Origin of the sequence: Noviherbaspirillum sedimenti (genome assembly GCF_003590835.1) — a bacterium.
Taxonomy (GTDB): Bacteria; Pseudomonadota; Gammaproteobacteria; order Burkholderiales; family Burkholderiaceae_D; genus Paucimonas; species Paucimonas sedimenti.
Genome location: NZ_QYUQ01000002.1, coordinates 4,558,627 through 4,577,654 on the forward strand (window position 1 = coordinate 4,558,627; position 19,028 = coordinate 4,577,654).

17 protein-coding genes and 1 tRNA gene are annotated in these 19,028 nt (G+C 59.9%); 12 read left to right on the top strand and 6 right to left on the bottom strand.

From position 1 onward, the window contains the following. The first annotated feature begins 74 nt into the window (after positions 1-74). From D3878_RS21145 to D3878_RS21160, 4 genes are read left to right on the top strand one after another with little or no spacing between them, the layout of a single operon-like run. The gene (locus D3878_RS21145) at positions 75-920 is read left to right on the top strand and encodes an undecaprenyl-diphosphate phosphatase (protein WP_119787270.1); all 846 of its coding nucleotides are present in this window, start codon (positions 75-77) and stop codon (positions 918-920) included. Further along, positions 920-2,743, top strand: a complete 1,824-nt coding sequence (gene recQ, locus D3878_RS21150) for a DNA helicase RecQ (protein WP_119787271.1) — start codon at positions 920-922, stop codon at positions 2,741-2,743. The genes D3878_RS21145 and recQ overlap by 1 nt, the downstream gene beginning before the upstream one ends. Before the next feature lie 37 nt (positions 2,744-2,780). Next, the gene (locus D3878_RS21155) at positions 2,781-3,812 is read left to right on the top strand and encodes an RNA methyltransferase (protein ID WP_119787272.1); all 1,032 of its coding nucleotides are present in this window, start codon (positions 2,781-2,783) and stop codon (positions 3,810-3,812) included. A 43-nt stretch (positions 3,813-3,855) separates the two neighbouring features. Further along, complete coding sequence (locus tag D3878_RS21160) at positions 3,856-5,076, top strand: RNA helicase RhlE1 (protein ID WP_119788063.1); 1,221 nt, start codon at positions 3,856-3,858, stop codon at positions 5,074-5,076. Here the strand turns inward: D3878_RS21160 and trmB are convergent. Continuing rightward, positions 5,073-5,789: a tRNA (guanosine(46)-N7)-methyltransferase TrmB gene (trmB, locus tag D3878_RS21165; protein ID WP_199688222.1), complete on the bottom strand. Its 717-nt coding sequence runs from the start codon at positions 5,787-5,789 to the stop codon at positions 5,073-5,075. The two genes, D3878_RS21160 and trmB, sit on opposite strands and share 4 nt — an antisense overlap. A gap of 82 nt (positions 5,790-5,871) precedes the next feature. After that, positions 5,872-5,945: transfer RNA gene (locus D3878_RS21170), tRNA-Gly, on the bottom strand. 243 nt (positions 5,946-6,188) lie between these two features. Between D3878_RS21170 and D3878_RS21175 the strand changes: the two genes are divergently transcribed. The 4 genes from D3878_RS21175 to D3878_RS21190 are packed head-to-tail and all read left to right on the top strand — an operon-like array spanning position 6,189 to position 11,208. Beyond that, entirely contained in the window at positions 6,189-8,246 is a 2,058-nt protein-coding gene (locus tag D3878_RS21175; protein ID WP_119787273.1) for a methyl-accepting chemotaxis protein, read from the top strand. A gap of 4 nt (positions 8,247-8,250) precedes the next feature. Beyond that, complete coding sequence (locus D3878_RS21180) at positions 8,251-9,081, top strand: CheR family methyltransferase (protein WP_119787274.1); 831 nt, start codon at positions 8,251-8,253, stop codon at positions 9,079-9,081. Next, positions 9,078-9,542: a chemotaxis protein CheD gene (locus D3878_RS21185; RefSeq protein ID WP_119787275.1), complete on the top strand. Its 465-nt coding sequence runs from the start codon at positions 9,078-9,080 to the stop codon at positions 9,540-9,542. The genes D3878_RS21180 and D3878_RS21185 overlap by 4 nt, the downstream gene beginning before the upstream one ends. A 16-nt stretch (positions 9,543-9,558) precedes the next feature. Next, on the top strand, positions 9,559-11,208 hold the full coding sequence (locus D3878_RS21190) for a chemotaxis protein CheW (protein ID WP_119787276.1): 1,650 nt from the start codon (positions 9,559-9,561) through the stop codon (positions 11,206-11,208). Positions 11,209-11,378: 170 nt separating this feature from the next. Here D3878_RS21190 and D3878_RS21195 read toward each other — a convergent pair whose 3' ends face one another. After that, positions 11,379-11,672, bottom strand: coding sequence for a hypothetical protein (locus D3878_RS21195; RefSeq protein ID WP_119787277.1), 294 nt, complete (start codon positions 11,670-11,672; stop codon positions 11,379-11,381). Positions 11,673-11,732: 60 nt separating this feature from the next. On the opposite strand from D3878_RS21195, the gene D3878_RS24680 reads away from it, so the two are divergent. The 4 genes from D3878_RS24680 (at position 11,733) to D3878_RS21210 (ending at position 15,732) form a co-directional block, all read left to right on the top strand. Next, entirely contained in the window at positions 11,733-11,861 is a 129-nt protein-coding gene (locus tag D3878_RS24680; RefSeq protein WP_274381926.1) for a hypothetical protein, read from the top strand. A gap of 119 nt (positions 11,862-11,980) precedes the next feature. Then, positions 11,981-12,316 (top strand): hypothetical protein, encoded by a 336-nt coding sequence (locus D3878_RS21200; protein ID WP_420799554.1) that lies wholly within the window; start codon positions 11,981-11,983, stop codon positions 12,314-12,316. Between the two features lie 541 nt (positions 12,317-12,857). Next, positions 12,858-14,996: a TonB-dependent receptor gene (locus D3878_RS21205; RefSeq protein ID WP_119788065.1), complete on the top strand. Its 2,139-nt coding sequence runs from the start codon at positions 12,858-12,860 to the stop codon at positions 14,994-14,996. Positions 14,997-15,303: 307 nt separating this feature from the next. Beyond that, positions 15,304-15,732 (top strand): hypothetical protein, encoded by a 429-nt coding sequence (locus tag D3878_RS21210; RefSeq protein WP_119787279.1) that lies wholly within the window; start codon positions 15,304-15,306, stop codon positions 15,730-15,732. A gap of 123 nt (positions 15,733-15,855) precedes the next feature. Here the strand turns inward: D3878_RS21210 and D3878_RS21215 are convergent, their stop codons facing one another. From D3878_RS21215 to D3878_RS21225, 3 genes are all read right to left on the bottom strand, one after another. Next, positions 15,856-17,076, bottom strand: coding sequence for a THUMP domain-containing class I SAM-dependent RNA methyltransferase (locus D3878_RS21215; protein WP_420799555.1), 1,221 nt, complete (start codon positions 17,074-17,076; stop codon positions 15,856-15,858). 66 nt (positions 17,077-17,142) lie between these two features. Beyond that, on the bottom strand, positions 17,143-17,565 hold the full coding sequence (locus tag D3878_RS21220) for a CopD family protein (protein WP_119787280.1): 423 nt from the start codon (positions 17,563-17,565) through the stop codon (positions 17,143-17,145). A 167-nt stretch (positions 17,566-17,732) separates the two neighbouring features. Beyond that, on the bottom strand, positions 17,733-18,998 hold the full coding sequence (locus D3878_RS21225) for a glutamate-5-semialdehyde dehydrogenase (RefSeq protein ID WP_199688223.1): 1,266 nt from the start codon (positions 18,996-18,998) through the stop codon (positions 17,733-17,735). Positions 18,999-19,028: the final 30 nt, after the last annotated feature.

A 19,028-nucleotide genomic window follows, 5' to 3' on the forward strand; every position in this document is an offset into this window, starting at 1 on the left:
GCATCTCCAGAACCCGCGCAGCGATGCATCGCGGGTTTTTTTATTGACTTTTTGGATACTCTTTACACGCCGCAATGGATTTCACGATTGTAATCAAGACCCTGATCATGGGTATCGTCGAAGGCTTGACGGAATTCCTGCCGATTTCGTCGACCGGGCACTTGATCCTGGCTGGCAGCCTGCTCGACTTTGGCAGCGATATCACGAGCGACAAGCTCAAGGTGTTCGAGATTGCCATCCAGTCCGGCGCCATGCTGGCAGTGTGCTGGGAATACCGGGTCAAGATCGCCGGCGTGCTGGCCGGCCTGTTTTCCGATGGCAAGGCGCAAAAATTTTCCCTGAACGTCGTGGCCGCGTTCCTGCCCGCCGCCATTCTTGGCTTGCTCTTCAACAAGGCCATCACGGCCGCGCTGTTTTCGCCAGTACCGGTGGCGCTGGCTTTCATCATTGGCGGCTTCATCATCCTGTGGGTGGAGCGGCGCAACCGTACCAACCCGGTGGCGGTACGGATCGAATCGGTCGACGACATGAATTTGCTCGACGCGGTCAAGGTCGGTTGTGCCCAGGCCTTCGCCCTGATCCCGGGGACATCGCGTTCCGGCGCCAGCATCATCGGCGGCATGCTGTTCGGCATGTCGCGCAAGGCCGCCACCGAATTTTCCTTTTTCCTGGCGCTGCCGACCCTGTTCGGCGCCACCGTCTATTCGCTGTACAAGGAGCGCGCGCTGCTGTCGGCGGCCGACTTGCCGCTGTTCGGCATTGGCGGCGTGGCGGCGATGGTGTCGGCCTTTTTGTGCGTGCGCTGGCTGCTGCGTTATATCAGCACGCATGATTTCACCTTCTTCGCCTGGTACCGCATCGTCTTCGGCCTGGTGATCCTGTTGACCGCTTTCCAGGGCTGGGTGGACTGGTCGCATTGATGGAACAGCCAGGAATAAACGCGCGCGCGCAACATATCCTCGACAGCGTTTTCGGCTACCCGGCGTTTCGCGGCCAGCAAGCCGAAATCGTCGAACAGATCGCCCTGGGCGGCGATGCGCTGGTGCTGATGCCCACCGGTGGCGGCAAGTCGCTGTGCTACCAGATCCCGGCGCTGTTGCGCGAAGGCGTGGGCGTGGTGGTGTCGCCGCTGATCGCCCTGATGCAGGACCAGGTCGATGCCCTCGATGAAGTCGGCGTGCGCGCCGCCTACCTGAACTCCACGCAAAGCTTCGACGAGATGGTGCAGACCGAGCGCAAGCTGCGCCGCGGCGAGCTCGACCTGGTGTACGTGGCGCCGGAGCGCCTGATGACGCCGCGCTGCCTCGAATTGCTGGAATCCTCGAAGATCGCCCTGTTCGCCATCGACGAGGCGCACTGCGTGTCGCAATGGGGGCACGACTTCCGTCCGGAATACATCAAGCTGTCGGTGCTGCACGAGCGCTTTCCCGAGGTGCCGCGCATTGCCTTGACTGCCACCGCCGACCAGCAGACGCGCGAAGAAATCATCGAACGCCTGCAGTTGCAGAATGCGCTGCAATTCGTTTCTTCCTTCGATCGACCCAACATCCGCTACCAGATCGTCGAAAAAGCCAACGCCCGCAAGCAGTTGCTCGACTTTATCGAAAACGAGCATCCCGGCGACGCCGGCATCGTGTATTGCCTGTCGCGCAAGAAGGTCGAGGAAGTCGCCGAATTTCTGAACGCTAGCGGCGTCACCGCGCTGCCGTACCACGCCGGCATGGAAACCGCCACGCGCAGCGCCAACCAGTCGCGCTTTTTGCGCGAGGAATCGATCGTGATGGTGGCGACGATCGCCTTCGGCATGGGCATCGACAAGCCGGATGTGCGCTTCGTCTGCCACCTCGATCTGCCGAAAAGCATCGAGGGCTATTACCAGGAAACCGGCCGCGCCGGCCGTGACGGCGCTCCGGCCAACGCCTGGATGGCGTATGGCTTGCAGGACGTGGTGCAGCAGCGCCGCATGATCGACCAGTCCGAAGCCGACGACGGCTTCAAGCGGGTGCAAGGCGCCAAGCTCGATGCCATGCTGGGCCTGTGCGAAACCCTGTCGTGCCGGCGCGTGCGCCTGCTGGAGTATTTCGGCCAGGGCGCCAGCCCTTGCGGCAATTGCGATACCTGCCTGAATCCGCCGGTCTCCTTCGATGCCACGGTGCCGGTGCAAAAGTTGCTGTCGGCGATTTATCGGGTTGACCAGCGCTTCGGCGCCATGCACGTGATGGATGTCTTGCGCGGCGTGGACTCAGACAAGATCAAGCAATGGCAGCATGAGCAGCTGTCGGTATTCGGCATCGGTGCCGAGCGCGGCGACGCCGAATGGCGCGCTATCCTGCGCCAGGCCATCGCCATGGGGCTGGTGGCGGTTGACCACGACAGCTTCAATGCCCTGAAGCTCACTGACGCGGCGCGGCCAGTCCTGCGCGGCGAGAAAAAAATCCTGCTGCGCGAATACCAGAAACCGGTCAGCCAGAGGAAAAAAGGCGTCAAGCCGAAGGGCTATGTGGAAAGCGATCTGTCGACGCAGGAGCAGACGGTGTTCGACAAGCTGCGCTGGTGGCGCGTGGAAACCGCGCGCAAGCACAATGTGCCAGCCTATGTGATCTTTCACGATGCCACCATGCGCGAAATCGCCAAAGCCCGGCCGGCCTCGCTGGACGACCTGCGCCATGTCTCCGGCGTCGGCGAGAAAAAGCTGGAAACCTATGGCGCGGAAATCATCGCGCTGATGGCCGAGCTGGCTTAAAATCTGCCGGTCCACCGGCTTTGCCACAGTATTCCCCATGGAAATCGACACCATTCGCCAGCGCCTGCGCGCGCTGGGCGCCAAACCGGAACACGAGCAACGCGTATTGCGCGACTGGCTGCAAGCGCGTCCCCATGATCAGGGACGGCGCCGCCCGCAGGATTATTTGCCGCTGGCGCTGCGCGAGGCGCTGCCCGCGCTCGACGCCGAATTGCGCGGCATGGTCCAGCTGCTTTCTACTCATCCGACCGAGGATGGCTCGGCCCGCCTGCTGGTCGGTTTGCATGACGGCCAGACCGTGGAAAGCGTGCTGTTGCCGCGCGATGGATTGTGCGTCTCCAGCCAGGTCGGCTGCGCGGTCGGTTGCCAGTTCTGCATGACGGGGCGCAGCGGCCTGATCCGCCAGCTCACCAGCGGCGAGATCGTCGCCCAGGTGGTGCTGGGGCGCCAGCAGCGCATGGTCAAGAAAGTCGTCTTCATGGGCATGGGCGAACCCGCCCACAACCTCGATAACGTGCTGGAAGCCATCCAGCTGCTGGGTACCGAGGGCAATTTCGGTCACAAGAACCTGGTGTTCTCGACGGTGGGCGATCCGCGCGTGTTCGAGCGCCTGCCGCAGGGAGTGGTCAAGCCGGCGCTGGCATTGTCCCTGCACACCACCAAGCCTGCATTGCGCGAGCAGTTGTTGCCGCGTGCGCCCAGGCTGACGCCGCGGGAACTGGTGGATCTGGCTGAACAGTACGGCCGCGCCACGGCCTATCCCGTGCAATACCAGTGGACCCTGCTGGAGGATATCAATGATGGCGACGATGAAATCGAGGGCATCGTGGATCTGCTCAAAGGCAAACACGCGGTGCTGAACATGATTCCCTACAATACCATTCCGGATCTGCACTTCCGGCGCCCGTCCCCGGAACGTGCCCGCACAATGGTGCGCTTGCTGCACCAGCGCGGCGTGCTGGCCAACCTGCGCGATTCGGCGGCGCAGGATGTCGACGGCGGCTGCGGCCAGTTGCGGGCGCGCGCAAGCGCTGCGGCAGGGCGCACCATCACGATACATTCTGCATGATCCGCATGCGGCCATTTTTCTTTTCTATTTCTTGACGATCCCAGTGACCTTCGCCACCTTTGGTTTGATTGACCCGCTGCTCAGCGCGCTCGACACGCTCGGCTACAAAACCCCGACACCCGTGCAGGTGCAGGCGATTCCGGCCGTGCTGGCCGGGCGTGACCTGATGGCCGCCGCGCAAACCGGCACCGGCAAGACCGCAGGCTTTGCGTTGCCGCTGCTGCATCGGCTGACCATGGAAGGTCCGCAAGTGGCCAGCAATTCGGTGCGCGTGCTGGTGCTGGTGCCGACGCGCGAACTGGCCGAACAGGTGTATGAAAGTTTTCGCGACTACGGCTTGCACCTGCCCTTGCGCATGGCCGTGGCCTATGGCGGCGTGAGCATCAATCCGCAGATGATGAAGCTGCGCAAAGGTCTCGATGTGCTGGTGGCCACGCCCGGGCGCCTGCTCGACCTGTACCGGCAGAACGCGGTCAAGTTCACGCAATTGCAGACGCTGGTGCTCGACGAGGCCGACCGCATGCTCGATCTCGGATTTTCGCGCGAGCTCAACGCGGTGTTCGACGCGCTGCCGAAACGCCGGCAGACGCTGCTTTTTTCAGCGACTTTCTCGGACGCCATCCGCACCCTGGCAGGCACGCTGCTGCTGGACCCGGTCAGTATCGAGGTCAGCCCGCGCAATACCACCGCCAAAAGCGTCAGGCAGTGGATGGTGCCGGTGGATAAAAAACGCAAACCCGAGCTATTCCTGCATCTGTTGAAGAAAAAGCGCTGGGTCCAGGTGCTGGTATTCGTCAAGACCCGCAAGGGCGTCGATCAACTAGTCGAGACGCTGCAGGCGCAGGGCGTCAGCGCCGATTCGATCCATGGCGACAAGCCGCAACCGGCCCGCCTGCGCGCGCTGGAACGCTTCAAGGCAGCGCAGGTGCAGGTATTGGTGGCCACCGACGTGGCGGCACGCGGGCTGGATATCGACGACCTGCCGCAAGTGGTCAACTTCGACCTGCCCATCGTCGCCGAAGACTATATTCACCGGATCGGCCGCACCGGCCGTGCGGGTGCCGCAGGCGAGGCGGTTTCGCTGGTCTGTGCGGACGAGGTGCAGTTATTGGCTGCGATCGAAACCTTGACCCGTCAGACCTTGAAGCGCATTGAGGAGCGAGAATTTGAACCGGAGCACCGCGTGCCCATGACCGATGCGAGTGGACAGGTGCTGAAAAAACCCAAGAAGCTCAAGAAGCCGAAGTTCGGCAAGGAACGCTAGCGTTTGGCGAACACCAGGTCCCAGACGCCGTGGCCGAGTTTGATGCCGCGCTTCTCGAACTTGGTATTGGGCCGGTAGGCGGGGCGTTCGGCGTAATTTTCGGCGGTATTTTGCAAAGTCGGCTCAGCCGACAGCACTTCCAGCATCTGTTCCGCATACTCTTGCCAGTCGGTGGCGCAGTGCAGGTAGCCGCCGGGGGCAATGCGCGAGGCCAGCAGGCTGACGAACGCCGGCTGGATCAGCCGGCGCTTGTTGTGGCGCGCCTTGTGCCAGGGATCGGGAAAGAACACATGCACGCCGGCCAGCGAGTCGGGCGCGATCATGTTGGTGACGACTTCGACCGCATCGTGCTGGAGGATGCGCAGATTCTGCAAACCCTGTTCGCCGATCAGCTTCAGCAGGCTGCCCACGCCCGGCGTATGCACTTCCACCCCCAGGAAATTCTTTTCCGGCATGCCGGCGGCAATCGTCGCCGTGGTGTCGCCCATGCCGAAGCCGATTTCCAGGATGGTCGGCGCCGTGCGGCCGAAGGCGGCATCGACGTCGAGCAGGGCCTTCTGGTAGGGCAGGCAGAACTGCGGGCCGAATTCTTCCAGCGCACGCGCCTGGCCCGTGGACAGGCGGCCGGCACGGGTAACGAAGCTGCGGATGCGGCGCTCGGTCGGGTCGTAGAACAGGGGTTTGCCGGCGGCGTTTTCTGGGAGGTCGGACATGCTGTGGTCGTGAAGTGGTCGCAATGGCAAAACATGGGTGTTGTGCCAACAAAAAGGCACCGGCTTGCGGTGCCTGGAAAACTGGAGCGGGTGAAGGGAATCGAACCCTCGTCGTAAGCTTGGGAAGCTTCTGCTCTACCATTGAGCTACACCCGCGACAGGCGCATTTTACGCGGGTTTGATGGTGTTCGGCAAATGACCAAGAATGGGTGGCGTGCTGGAAAGAAGGGAGTCCGATTCGTTGAAAATTTGCGTTTTCTCAAATCAGCATAAAAATTGATATGTAAGATAATTTCCAACTGGAAACATTTCCAATTTAAAATGCCGCTCGCGATAGCGACCTGATGAGCCATGTCAAGCGTCCATGGAAATTGAAAAACAAGAAAACGGTATAGTGACATGAATAATCAAGTATCTTCCTCCCCTCGACTGGATTTACAAGCCGTTTATAACGCGCTCAATCAGATTCAAGCGATCATCGAGTTTGAACTCGACGGCACCATCATTCATGCCAACGACAACTTTCTAGGCGCGATGGGCTATTCACTTGAAGAAGTGGCGGGCAAGCACCATTCCATGTTTTGCGACCTGGCCTATGTGAAAACCCAGGAGTACAAACAGTTCTGGGAGAAGCTGGCAAGCGGCGCAGCCGATCAGGCAGAATACAAGCGCATCGCCAAGGGAGGCCGCGACGTCTGGATCAATGCTTCCTACAATCCGATATTCGATGCGCAGGGCAAGCCCTGTAAAATTGTCAAGTTCGCTACCGATGTCACGGCAAGCAAGATGATCAATGCCGAGTTTGCAGGCAAGATCCATGCGATCAGCAAGGCCCAGGCAGTCATCGAATTCAATCTTGACGGCACCATCATCACCGCCAATGATAATTTTCTGGCGACCATGGGATACACGCTCGATGAAATCAAGGGTGAGCACCACCGCATGTTCTGCGAGGAATCCCTTGTCAAGAGCGCCGACTACAGCCAGTTCTGGAAAAAATTGGGAGCAGGGCAGTTCGATGCCGGCGAATACAAACGTATCGCCAAGGGCGGCCACGAAGTCTGGATCAATGCCTCTTACAATCCGATCTTCAATGCCGATGGCGTGCCGTTCAAGGTCGTCAAATACGCTTCAGACATCAGCGACTCCAAGCTGAAAAACGCGGAATTTGAAGGCAAGATCCATGCGATCAGCAAGGCACAGGCGGTGATCGAGTTTGACATGAACGGAATCATCCTCGATGCCAACGACAACTTCCTGAATGCGATGGACTATTCGCTGGAAGACATCAAGGGCAAGCATCACCGCATGTTCTGCAATGACGACTATGCTGCCAGTGCCGACTATAAAAGATTCTGGCAGAAGCTCAATCGCGGCGAATTCGATAGCGGCCGCTACAAGCGCCTTGGCAACAATGATAAGGAAATCTGGATCCAGGCCACCTATAACCCGATCATGGATTGGAATGGCAAGCCTTGCAAGGTCGTCAAATTCGCCACCGACGTCACCGAGCAGGTCAATCTGGAAAACGGCATTCAAGCGAAGTCGCAAAACGACAGCCGGAAAGTCAATGAACTGCTGGAATCGGTTGGCCGTGCGGCGCAGGGCGATCTGACATGTAATATCAAGATCGAAGGCACGGAACCCATTGATCTGCTTGCCGAAGGCATCAAGAAAATGATCGTTGACCTGCGGGGGGTGATCGGCAACGTGGTGAATTCCGCCGGCAGCTTTTCGGATATGTCCAAGGCGATCGCGGACCAGTCGAACGGCGTGGCGGCAGGCGCACAGACGCTGGGCGCGACCGTTGAGGAAATGAACGCTTCCATTGAGGGCTTGACATCGTCCATCAACACGATCGCGGCCAATACGCGCAATGCCGATCATCTTGCAAAGTCCACGCAACAAGAAGCGGAGCTCGGAGCGAAAGCCGTCGCCAAATCGATCGAAGCCATGGACCTGATCAATCGCTCGTCTGAGGACATTGGCGAGATTGTCAAGGTCATTGGCGAGATTGCCAACCAGACCAATATGCTTGCGTTCAACGCAGCGATCGAAGCGGCGCGGGCGGGCGAACATGGGCTGGGTTTCTCTGTCGTGGCCGATGAAGTGCGCAAGCTGGCAGAACGCTCATCGCAAGCCACAAAGGAAATTTCCAAACTGATCAATGAGTCGGTCAAACGGGTGTCGATGGGCAGTGAAATTTCCAGGAAAGCCAGTGATGCGTTCGACAAAATCGTCTCCGGTGTCGCCAAGACTACGCAGGCAATTTCCGAGATTTCCATTGCGGCCGACGAGCAGTTGCTGACAGCCAAGGAAGTCAGCGTCGCCATCCAGCACATCGCGGAAGAGACCGAGAAATCCGCAGCCTCCTGCGATAGCATTGCGCGCTCCACCGATGGACTGAACCAGAATGCGGGCGATTTGAACAAAACTGTATCGGGCTTTGTTGTCTGAGGTCATGCAGGCTGCTGCGGACATCGATGCCGCGACACTGACCGCTCTGATCCAGCTGGTGCGCAAGCACACCGGCATGGCGATGACCGAGAAGAAAAGCATTCTGCTGCAGGGGCGATTGCGGCCCCGGCTGCTTGCGCTTTCCCTCGGCAGCTATCGGGACTATCTGCATGTCGTCGAAAAAGACCTGGACGAGGTGCAGTTGTTCATCAACATGGTGACCACCAACGACACCCTTTTTTTTCGCACGCCGCTTGTCTGGGATTTTTTCTCCGTACAGTTCCTGCCCGAATGGCAACGCGATCATGCCGGCCAGACGCTCAGAATCTGGTCGGCTGCAGCGGCCAGCGGGGAAGAGGCATATTCCATCGCAATGCTGTGCGAGGAGTTCCGGCAGCATGCTGCGGACTTTCAGTACCAGATTCTGGCAACCGACATATCCACCGAAACGTTGGCTGCCGCACGGGAAGGCCTGTATCGCGGGCGTTCGCTCGACAAGATCAAGGCGTCGCAGCCCAGGCTGCTGGAAAAATATTTTTATCCGCACGAAGATGGCCGGCGTATCGCAGCGGAATTGAAGAACCGCATTCGATTTGCGGAACACAATCTCCTCTGCCAATTGCAGACACCGGCACGATTTGACATTGTTTTCCTGCGCAATGTACTGATTTATTTTGATGCGCAAAGCCAGGAACGCATCGTGAATCTGGTACGCGGGGTGATGAGTGATGACGCCAGGCTTATTCTGGGCGAGTCTGAGTCGCTGAGTCGGTTGACCACCCCTTTTCAATTTGAAAAATCGCAAATCTATCGCGTCGATCCGGTGCTGGCATGAACGAGCATTCCGCGCAGATTGTCGGCATGGGTGAGCTGAAGATCGGCGGTCGAGGCGACGTTCTGAAGGCCACGCTCGGCTCCTGCATTGGCATAGCGTTCCTCTGGAAAGGCGGCGGGCGCTGCGGGTTGGCGCATTGCCTGCTTTCGGAAGCGCCGGAGCCCGGATTGCGAATCGGCGCCCGCTACGTCAACCAGGCGATACCATCGCTCTTGAAGCTGATGGGCATCAGAAAAATGGACTACCCGGATATCGAGGTCATCGTGGCCGGCGGCGCTCGCATGTTCAGCATCAGGCAGAGTAGCGGGGACGTGGGCAAAGCGAATGCAGAAGCGGCGCAGAAATACCTGCTGCAATACGGGCTGACTGTGACGCGCAGCGAAATTGGCGGCAGACGTGGCCGCCAGATTGTCATCGATTGCGGCCAGCCGAGCGTTCGCATTAAAGAAATCATGGGGTAACCCGAGGAGCAATACCATGAACGTGCTTGAAAAGCAGGGCAGTCCGTCGCCAGCCGCATGCCTGCCGGACATCGAGGCGCCAACCGAGAATATTGCGAAAATCACGGCCGCTGCGCGCGTAACCGCGCCGGAAGCCAAGGCGGCTGCAACAGCGGCGCCGGTGGAGGCCGCTGCAGCATCGGCGGAATTATTCGGTTCCTTCATCCTGGGTGATGAGGAATTCGCGCTATCCGCCAGAGACATCCGCGAGGTGGTGAACGTTCCCGAAAAGCTCACGGCGATCCCCTTATCGCCGGCGTTTCTCGAGGGGATTTTCACGTTGCGCGGCTCTGTTATTCCGGTGCTGAATCTCGGAAAAATTTTCGATGCCGCCGCGCCCGCAGCCGATCGCTCGCAGAAGATCGCGATTGTCGATCACGATCAGGTACAGGTCGGCATCCTGTTTCATGACACCGGCGAGATTTTGCGGGTGCGTCCCGAGCAGCGTTGCCAACTGCACTACAAGAATCCAGCCATCCATGGCGTGATTGCCGGCACGATCCGGTTGGACGATGGCGCGCGTCTGTTGCAGATTCTCGATCCTGCGGCCCTGATCAGCATCGAGAACGTGCCGCAAATTCTCGCCCTCAAATCGGCAGGCCGCGAAGAAAAAAGCAGTCATTTCCACCGTCAGGCGGAACGTCGCCAGTGCGTATCTTTCCGTGTGAGAGGAACCCCCTTTGCGTTCGAGATGAAGGCCATACAGGAAATCATCAGCGTTCCCGAGTTGAAGGGCTCGGTCCTCAACAGCAATCTGTGCATCGGCAGGATCAATCTGCGCGGTAACGCGGTCGCGATAGTGGATTTTGCCAGGCTGCTGAATTTTCCGGATGCCGGCGAACCGGCATCGGCCGAGCAGCGCATCGTCATCGCGCGCATCGGCGATGCCGCGATCGGTCTGCTGGTGGATTCGGTCGACAATATATTCAGTTTCTTTCCAGGCGATCTCCTGCCCGTTCCTCTGTTGAGCAAAACCCGCGCTGCCATGTTCGTCGGCTGCATTCACAAGCAAGGCATGGGCGAAGTTCTATTCCTGAATCACGAGGCGATTTTTTCTCAGGCCGAAATCCTCGACATCACGAAGGGGCATACCAATTTATATCGTCAGGAAGCGCTCGCCGACGATAGCCCGAGCAGGAAAGGCGGCGGCAATCTGCATCGGCAGGTGTACATTACATTTTCCTTGGGACATTCTTGCGCGGTGGAGATCAAGCAGATCCGGGAGATCATCGATTTTCCCAGTGACGTGCTCAAGCCGCCGGGCTTGCCGCAGTTTGTGTATGGCATTCTGAATCTGCGGCGGCAGATGATCACCCTCATCGACTTGCGCAGCCTGTACCGGATGCCGCCCGCAACAGACAGGTCCGATATCAAGATACTGGTGGTCGAGCGTGGCGATGAGCGTTATGGCCTGATGGTCGACGCGGTCGAGAATATTGTGACCGTTTCCGATAGAGACCGCATTTCGACGCCGAAAATCATGCGCAGCCGTGCAAACGCGGATATGCGCAGCGAAATGCAGGAAATCATCGACATTGCCGCTGACGATAACGCCAGGCAGACATTCAGCGTTTTCTATATTGATATTTTCCTGGAACGCCTGCTGCTGGAAATGGCTATCGCTTGATATTTTGCCGGCGGGTCTGGCCGTAAAGGGAACAGGGATGCCGGCCGCGGCAACGCGGTCCGAACTTCCAGCGCCACTTCTCTCATTCCCATGCCGGTTACCGGTTGCTGCGCGCTGCCGCCGGTGTGGCGGCAATGGACAGCTTGTAGGCGCTCTCGCCCTGTCCGAATTCAAGGGTTGAGCTTTGAGATCGTGCCGTAGGCCTGGCCGCCCACCAGTTTCAGGGATTTAAGCCAATCCAGGGTTGTCGCAACCTGAAAGTCGGTTGGCCCTTTTATGGAAAACATGATTCTCCGGCTTAGGCTATTGGCAGGGTCATGGGCGATGATGACGGGCGGTGCGCTCGATGGCGGTATACCGGCGACGATGAGTTTGCTTAATTCGGTGATTTGTTCGTCGGTGCCGTCTACCAGTATCTCGATGTCCAGTTTGCTGTTTGCAGGGTCGATGCTGTTAATAATCATTGGATGCTCCGTAGATGATTGATCAGGCAGACTTGCTGAAAAGCTTGATCAGTGTACTCCATGCAGCGGCGCGGCATCAACCGGCGGGTGTCGATCGTGATCGATCTGGCGGTCGTGAAAACCGGCGCAGCGGATTCGCTTGCTTTTGCGATCGTTCCGTCGACCGGCTTGCAGATGTATCGCTTGTAAGCAAATGCATCATTTGATTGCCTGACGACAGCCATCCGCTAAAGTGAATCCATCACAACGTCGATTGGAGATCACAATGAAACGCATCCTCTGTACTGCCGCCGCAGCGGGTTGAAGTCGTGCCTGCCCAGCGCCGGGGCTATGAATGGGCGCCAGGCTACTGGAACTGGAATGGCAGACGGCACGTATGGGTGGCGGGCCATTGGGAGCGCGCTCGGCCCGGATATGCCTATCAGCGCCCCGAGTGGCGCCAGGAGCGTGATGGCTGGCGTCTGAACCGCGGTGGATGGCAGCGTGGCCCGGCCCATGACCACCGCAAGCATTATGAAAATCGCGGCAATGGTCGCGGCGACCGTGACCACGACGGCGTGCCGAACCGCGTGGACCGTGACCGCGATGGCGACGGCGTGGCCAATCGTTACGACCGTATGCCGAACAACCCGCGCCGCGATTGAACCGCGCCTGTCATCCAGTGAGATTTACATGGTTCACACTGCCTTGGGTTAGCGGTCGGCGGCAAACAGGCATGCTCTGTCTGCGACTGGAAAAGGGGAGGGAAATCGACGACGCGCTTGCGCTTGTGGCACGCGGATCTGGCTTGAAATGGCCTAATGCCAACTGTTCTGACGGCAAAGAAACAGTTTTCAGGATCGCGCGATTTTACTGGATTTGCCCACCGTCGGGCAGTTTCGCCACCCTTGCTTGCCCGATAGGCTTGATCGATCATCCTGTCGTGGACACGGCGGCATGTCTTTCAATTCAGAATGGTCTTGCCTTAGGTCAAGCATTGCTCTTGCGCAGCGCGTAAAATGCGTGGTCTGAATGCAAATAGTCACGCGCAGTTTTCCGCATGCTCACTGCCAATCTTGCGAATGGCACATATGTAAGCATCGCACGGCACATCATCCTGTCACGTCGCAGCAACAATCAATTAACGCCATGATAATTTTGTTTGAACTCGGGCATCGCCCGATCGCGCCCATCCGCGGTATCCGCATGCCGTATCGCTCTGTGGTAGCCGGCATCGTGCTGGTGGCTTGCGTACCAGCCTTGGCGCAGATGCCGGATGCCGGATCCGCTGCCGCCACGCTCAAGCCCGTGGTAGTCACCAGCACCCGCATCGGCGCGACGCCTTTCAATACGCCGGCATCAGTCGGCCTGGTCGCCGGCGAAGAACTGCGCGCCAACCGGCAGCAGGTTAACCTTTCCGAGGGGCTGGGCGGCGTGCCGGGGTTATTGATCCAGAACCGGCAGAATTATGCGCAAGACTTGCAGATTTCGGTGCGCGGTTTTGGCGCGCGCTCGACGTTCGGCATTCGCGGCGTGCGTCTGTATGTGGACGGCATCCCGGCGACATTGCCGGACGGTCAGGGCCAGAGCTCCAACATCGACATCGCCTCGATCGACCGGGTTGAAATCCTGCGCGGTCCTTTCTCTGCCTTGTATGGCAATTCGTCCGGCGGCGTGATCCAGGTGTTTACCGAAGAGGGCAGCGGTGCGCCAAAGGTCACGCCGAGCTTTGCCTTCGGCAGCGACGGTCTGCGGCGTTACGGTATCAAGGCAGGCGGTTCGACCGGCAGCGGCGCCGGCGCCATCGACTATCTGGTGAGTACCAGCCGTTTCACCACCGATGGCTATCGCGACCACAGCGCGGCCAGCAAAAACCTGGTCAACGCCAAGCTCGGTATCCAGTTGGATAATGACAGCAAGCTGACGCTGGTGGTCAACAGCGTGGATCTGAAAGCGCAGGATCCGCTCGGGCTGGAGTGGAGCGACTTCAGGGCGAACCCGCGCGGTGTTGTCGCGGGTGCCAACCAGTTCGACACCCGCAAGAGCGTGCAGCAGACCCAGGGCGGTCTGGTGTATGAGCGCCGCATCGATGCCGCCAACGACTTGCGCCTGATAGCGTACTACGGCCAGCGCGAGACGGTGCAGTTCCAGTCGATTCCCGTCGCTCCACAAGCCAACCCACGCCATGCCGGCGGCGTGATTTCATTGGCGCGCGACTATGGCGGCATCGATGCGCGCTGGACTTCGCGCCTGCAACTGGGGGGGCGCCCGCTGACCATGGTCGGCGGCCTCGCCTGGGATACGTTGAAGGAGCAGCGCCAGGGCTATGAAAACTTCATCGGCGCCGGCGCCACCCAGCAGCTTGGTGTGCAGGGCAGGCTACGGCGCGACGAAAGCAACGACTTGTGGAACATCGATCCTTACCTGCAGGCGTCCTGGCAATTCGCCGAGCGCTGGACGCTGGATGCGGGCGTGCGGCATAGCTCGGTGCGTTTTTCCTCGGACGACCATTACATCGCCGGCGTCAACGGCGACGACAGCGGCGCGGCGCGTTACCGCAAGACGTTGCCGGTGGCGGCGCTGCGCTATCAGGCAACGCCGGACCTGAACTTGTATGCCACACTGGGGCGCGGTTTCGAGACGCCGACCTTCAATGAAATTTCCTACCGCAGCGATGGCCAGGCTGGCCTGAATTTCGCCCTGCGGCCCTCGGTCAACACCAGCGCGGAGGTCGGCGCCAAGGCGCGGCTTGGCAGCGGCATGCTGACGGCGGCATTGTTCCAGACCCGTACCGAAGACGAAATCGTCAGCGCCATCACGACCTTTGGCCGCGCCACGTTCCAGAACGCCGGGCGCACCCGCCGCAATGGCCTGGAGCTTGGATGGGATGGTGCGCTGGCGCGCAACTGGCGTGTGCAGGCGGCCTATACTTACCTGGATGCGACTTACCGCGACAGCTTTTGTTCGCCTTCCTGTACTCCTCCCAATCAGATCGTTCCCGCCGGTAATCGCATTCCCGGCATTGCCCGCCAGATGGCCTTCGCCTCGCTGGCCTGGGCGCCTTCGCAAGGCTGGCGCGCCGGTATCGAAGGTCGCTACCTCAGCGAAATCAAAGTCAATGACCGCAACGATGCCGCCGCGCCTGGGTACTTTGCCGCCGCAGCCCATGCCGGCTATTTGCTGCAACTCGAGCGCTGGACACTGAATGGCTTTGCCCGCATCGACAACCTGTTCGACCGTCAGTATGCCGGTTCGGCGATCATCAACGAGGGCAATAGCCGCTACTTCGAGCCGGCGCCGGGCCGCAACTGGAGTGCCGGGATCAGCGCGGCTTACCGTTTTTAATGGTATCCAGTTATCGCGCGGTCCGAGGTAACAGGCGTGCGCTTGCGTCGTGCTCCTGTTCGGAATCGTACTTGCCTGCTCGACCGGAGTCGCGCCGGTCGATCACGATCCAGATTGGTGCGCCCTTGAATGTAATCCCGATCTATAACTGGGACAAGTATTCGGGTGGATAAGGAATAGACGGCTGATTTTGAAACTGCAATGTCGTTTTTTTTGCTGAAATGGCGGCCTCTCCGTTTGGACATTTGTTGATTTTCTGCAAATTGCTTATACTAAATGTCCTTTTATAAACTTAGAGGCGACAAATATGATCCGTTCCATGCTGACTCTTGCCGGTTTGACTGCAGCGCTTGTTCTGGCCGGTTGTGCTTCGCAACCTGCCGCCCCGGTTTCCAAGGAAGCCGCCGCTGCTACCGCCGTTAACGACGCCGCTGCTGCCGCCAAGCTGAAAGGCAACTGGGCGGGTAACTGGACGCTGCCGGGTTTTGGCGGCGGCAAGTTTGAATTGATCGTTACCGAAGTCAACGGCACCGAAGTCAAGGGCAGCGCCAACTGGTACGGCACTGCCGCCGGCGACACCAAGGGTCCGCTCGCCGGCGCAGCGGTGCAAAACGGTACGCTGATCGAGAACAAATCCAGCAATGCCATCAAGTTGTCGCTGAAGGGCGACAATGAGCTGAGCGGTACCTGGAGTGCCAGCGGTTATAGCGGCCCATTGAGCGCCAAACGCCAGTGATTGGTGCGGAGGCGGTGCGTGGGCAGTTTCCGCGCATTGAACCCGCATTGAATCCATTGAACTACGGATGAAAAACGGGAGCCGCGGCTCCCGTTTTTCATGTGCGGCGCAGGCGCTTGCGGGCTATCGCCCCTGCTGCGGCACATCCTTCGGCAGGGCGGCCTCGCGGCGGTTGAAGCCCGCCACCATATCGAAACGGAACAAGCGGCATTCCAGTGCGCCATTGAAGAAGGGCGTCTTGCGCGATTCTTTCAAACGCAGCAGTTTTGGCACGCCGAGATCGGCGGTAAACAGGAAAACCGACCAGCCGGCGAAGCGCTGCTTCAAGGTGGTGCCGAAGGCGCTGAAGAAGGATTGCGCCATCTCATCGGAGTCGATGGCGCTGTCGCCGCGCACGCCGATCCGTTCGCCATACGGCGGGTTGGTCAGCAGGATGCCGGGCGTCTCGCTCGGCGGCTTGACCTCTTGCGCCTCGATCTGTTTCAGGGGCACCTCGAACTGGATACCGGCGCGCTGCAGGTTGTGGCGCGCCATGACGATCATGTCGCCGGAAATGTCGCTGCCGAAAATCGTCGGCGCAGCGGGCAGGGGATTGGGCTTGAAGCCGCCCTTCATCGCCAGCCAGGCGTCGGCATCGAATTCATGGAATTTTTCGAAGGCGAAGCGGCGGCGCGTGCCGGGCGGAATGCCGGCCAGCATTTGCGCAGCTTCGGCCAGGATGGTGCCGGAACCGCACATCGGGTCGAACAGCACCATGCCGGGTTTCCAGCCGGCCACCCGCAGGAGGCCCGCGGCCAGGTTCTCGCGCAACGGCGCGTCGCCGGTATCCTCGCGCCAGCCGCGCTTGAACAATGCCTCGCCGGACGTGTCCAGGTACAGCGTAAACGTGCGCTGGTCGAGGAAGCCGGAAATGCGCATGTCGGGTTCCTTGGTATTGACCGAGGGGCGCTTGTTGAACTGGTCGCGGAAGCGGTCGCACACCGCGTCCTTGATTTTCAGGGTGGTGAAGTCCAGGCTGGTCAAGGGCGACTTGATGGCGGTGAGATTGACGCGGATGGTGTGGTCCACGCTGAACCAGTCTTCCCAGGGCGCCGCCAACGCCATGTCATAGATATCGTTTTCATTCTGGTAGCCGCCATGCGCGATGCGCAGCAGCACGCGCGAGGCGATGCGCGAATGCAGGTTGATGCGCCAGGCATCGGTGAGCTTGCCGGAGCAGTGCACGCCGCCCGGCACCTGGTTGTGCACCTTGAGCGTGGGGCTTTGCTGCGCGATCTCGCGCAGTTCTTCGGCCAGTGGTACTTCCATGCCGCGCGGGCAGGGGCAGAAATAAGAGTAATTCATGGGGAACCTTTTATCCGTAAGTATTGCTTGCCAGCCGCTCCCTCTTGCGGGGACGGCAGCGCTTGTTTAAAACGGCTTGACCACCACCAGCACCACGGCAGCCAGCAAGCCGATCACCGGCACTTCATTGAACCAGCGGTACCAGGTATGACTACGCTTGTTGACGCCGCGTTCGAATTTCTTTAACAGCGATCCGCAGGCATGGTGGTAGCCGATCAGCAGCACGACGATCGTCAGCTTGGCGTGCAGCCAGCCATTGCCGGGGCCTTTGCCGATGCCGTAACCCAGCCACAGCCACAGGCCGAACACCAGCGCCGGAATCGCCAGCATCGACATGAAGCGGTACAGCCGGCGTGCCATCAGCAACAGGCGCTCGGTGGTGGCAGTGTCGTCGACCTGTGCGAGATTGACGAAAATGCGCGGCAGGTAGAACAGGCCGGCGAACCACGAAGCGACGAAGACGATGTGCAGCGATTTAATCCAGAGCATTTTTATTGTTTCATCAGGGGTGGGTAACTCAGACGCGCACTTCACCATGGTGAAGCAGGGGGTGAGCGGGGAATTCAGACAGCATGCTGTCTGCCCGCGAACCGGGGCATGCCCCGTGCCTGCGTAACGGTGTCGCCTTGCAAGGCGATACTCCGTAAACATAGCATTTATACACGAACTTCTCCATGCCCGAATACCACATATTTCAGCGAAGTCAATCCTTCCAGTCCGACCGGACCGCGTGCATGCAGCTTGTCGTTGGAAATGCCGATTTCCGCGCCGAGGCCGTACTCGAAGCCGTCGGCGAAGCGGGTCGAGGCATTCACCATCACCGAAGCCGAATCGACTTCGCGCACGAAGCGCATGGCGCGGCTGTAATCTTCGGTGACGATGGCGTCGGTGTGCTGCGACGAGTAAAGGTTGATGTGGGCGATCGCCTCATCGATGCCGGGCACGATCTTCACCGCCAGGATGGCCGCCAGGTATTCGGTCTTCCAGTCTTCGTCGGTGGCGGCCGCCAGGTGCGGGTAGCCTTTCAGGACGGCGCGCGCTTCCTCGTCGCCGCGCAGCTCGACTTCCTTCTGTTCGTACAGCTTGGCCAGTTCGGGCAGCACGCGCGGGGCGATTTCGCGCGCCACCAGCAGGGTTTCCATGGTGTTGCAAGTACCGTAGCGGTGGCACTTGGCATTGAAGGCGACCCGCAGGGCCTTGCCGATATCCGCCTTGTCGTCGATGTAGACGTGGCAGATGCCGTCCAGGTGCTTGATCATCGGCACCTTGGATTCGCGCATCAGGCGTTCGATCAGGCCCTTGCCGCCACGCGGCACGATCACGTCCACATATTGCGGCATGGTGATCAGTTCGCCGACGGCGGCGCGGTCGGTGGTTTCGACGATCTGCACCGCATCGCCAGGCAGGCCGGCGCCGGCCAGGCCTTCCTTGACCAGCTTTGCCAGCGCCTGGTTGCAGTGGATCGCTTCCGAGCCGCCGCGCAAAATCGTCGCATTGCCGCTCTTGATGCACAGGCCGGCGGCATCCACCGTGACGTTCGGGCGCGCTTCGTAAATGATGCCGATGACGCCGAGCGGCACGCGCATCTGGCCGACCTGGATGCCGCTTGGACGGAATTTCATGTTCGAGATCTCGCCGATCGGGTCGGGCAGGGCGACGATCTGTTCCAGCCCGGCGGCCATGGTGGCGATGGCCTGGTCTGACAAGGTCAGGCGGTCCAGCATGGCCGCTTCCATGCCGTTGGCGCGGGCGGCTTCCAGGTCTTGCTGGTTTGCCGCGCGCAAGGCGGCGGCGTCGCGGCGGATGGCGGCGGCGATCAGTTCCAGCGCGCGGTTCTTGGCGGCGGTGTCGGCGCGGGCCATGGCGCGCGAGGCGGCGCGGGCGCGCTGGCCGACGTCATTCATGTAATGCTTGATATCCATGATGTTTGGATTCCAGATAAGTAAAACGAA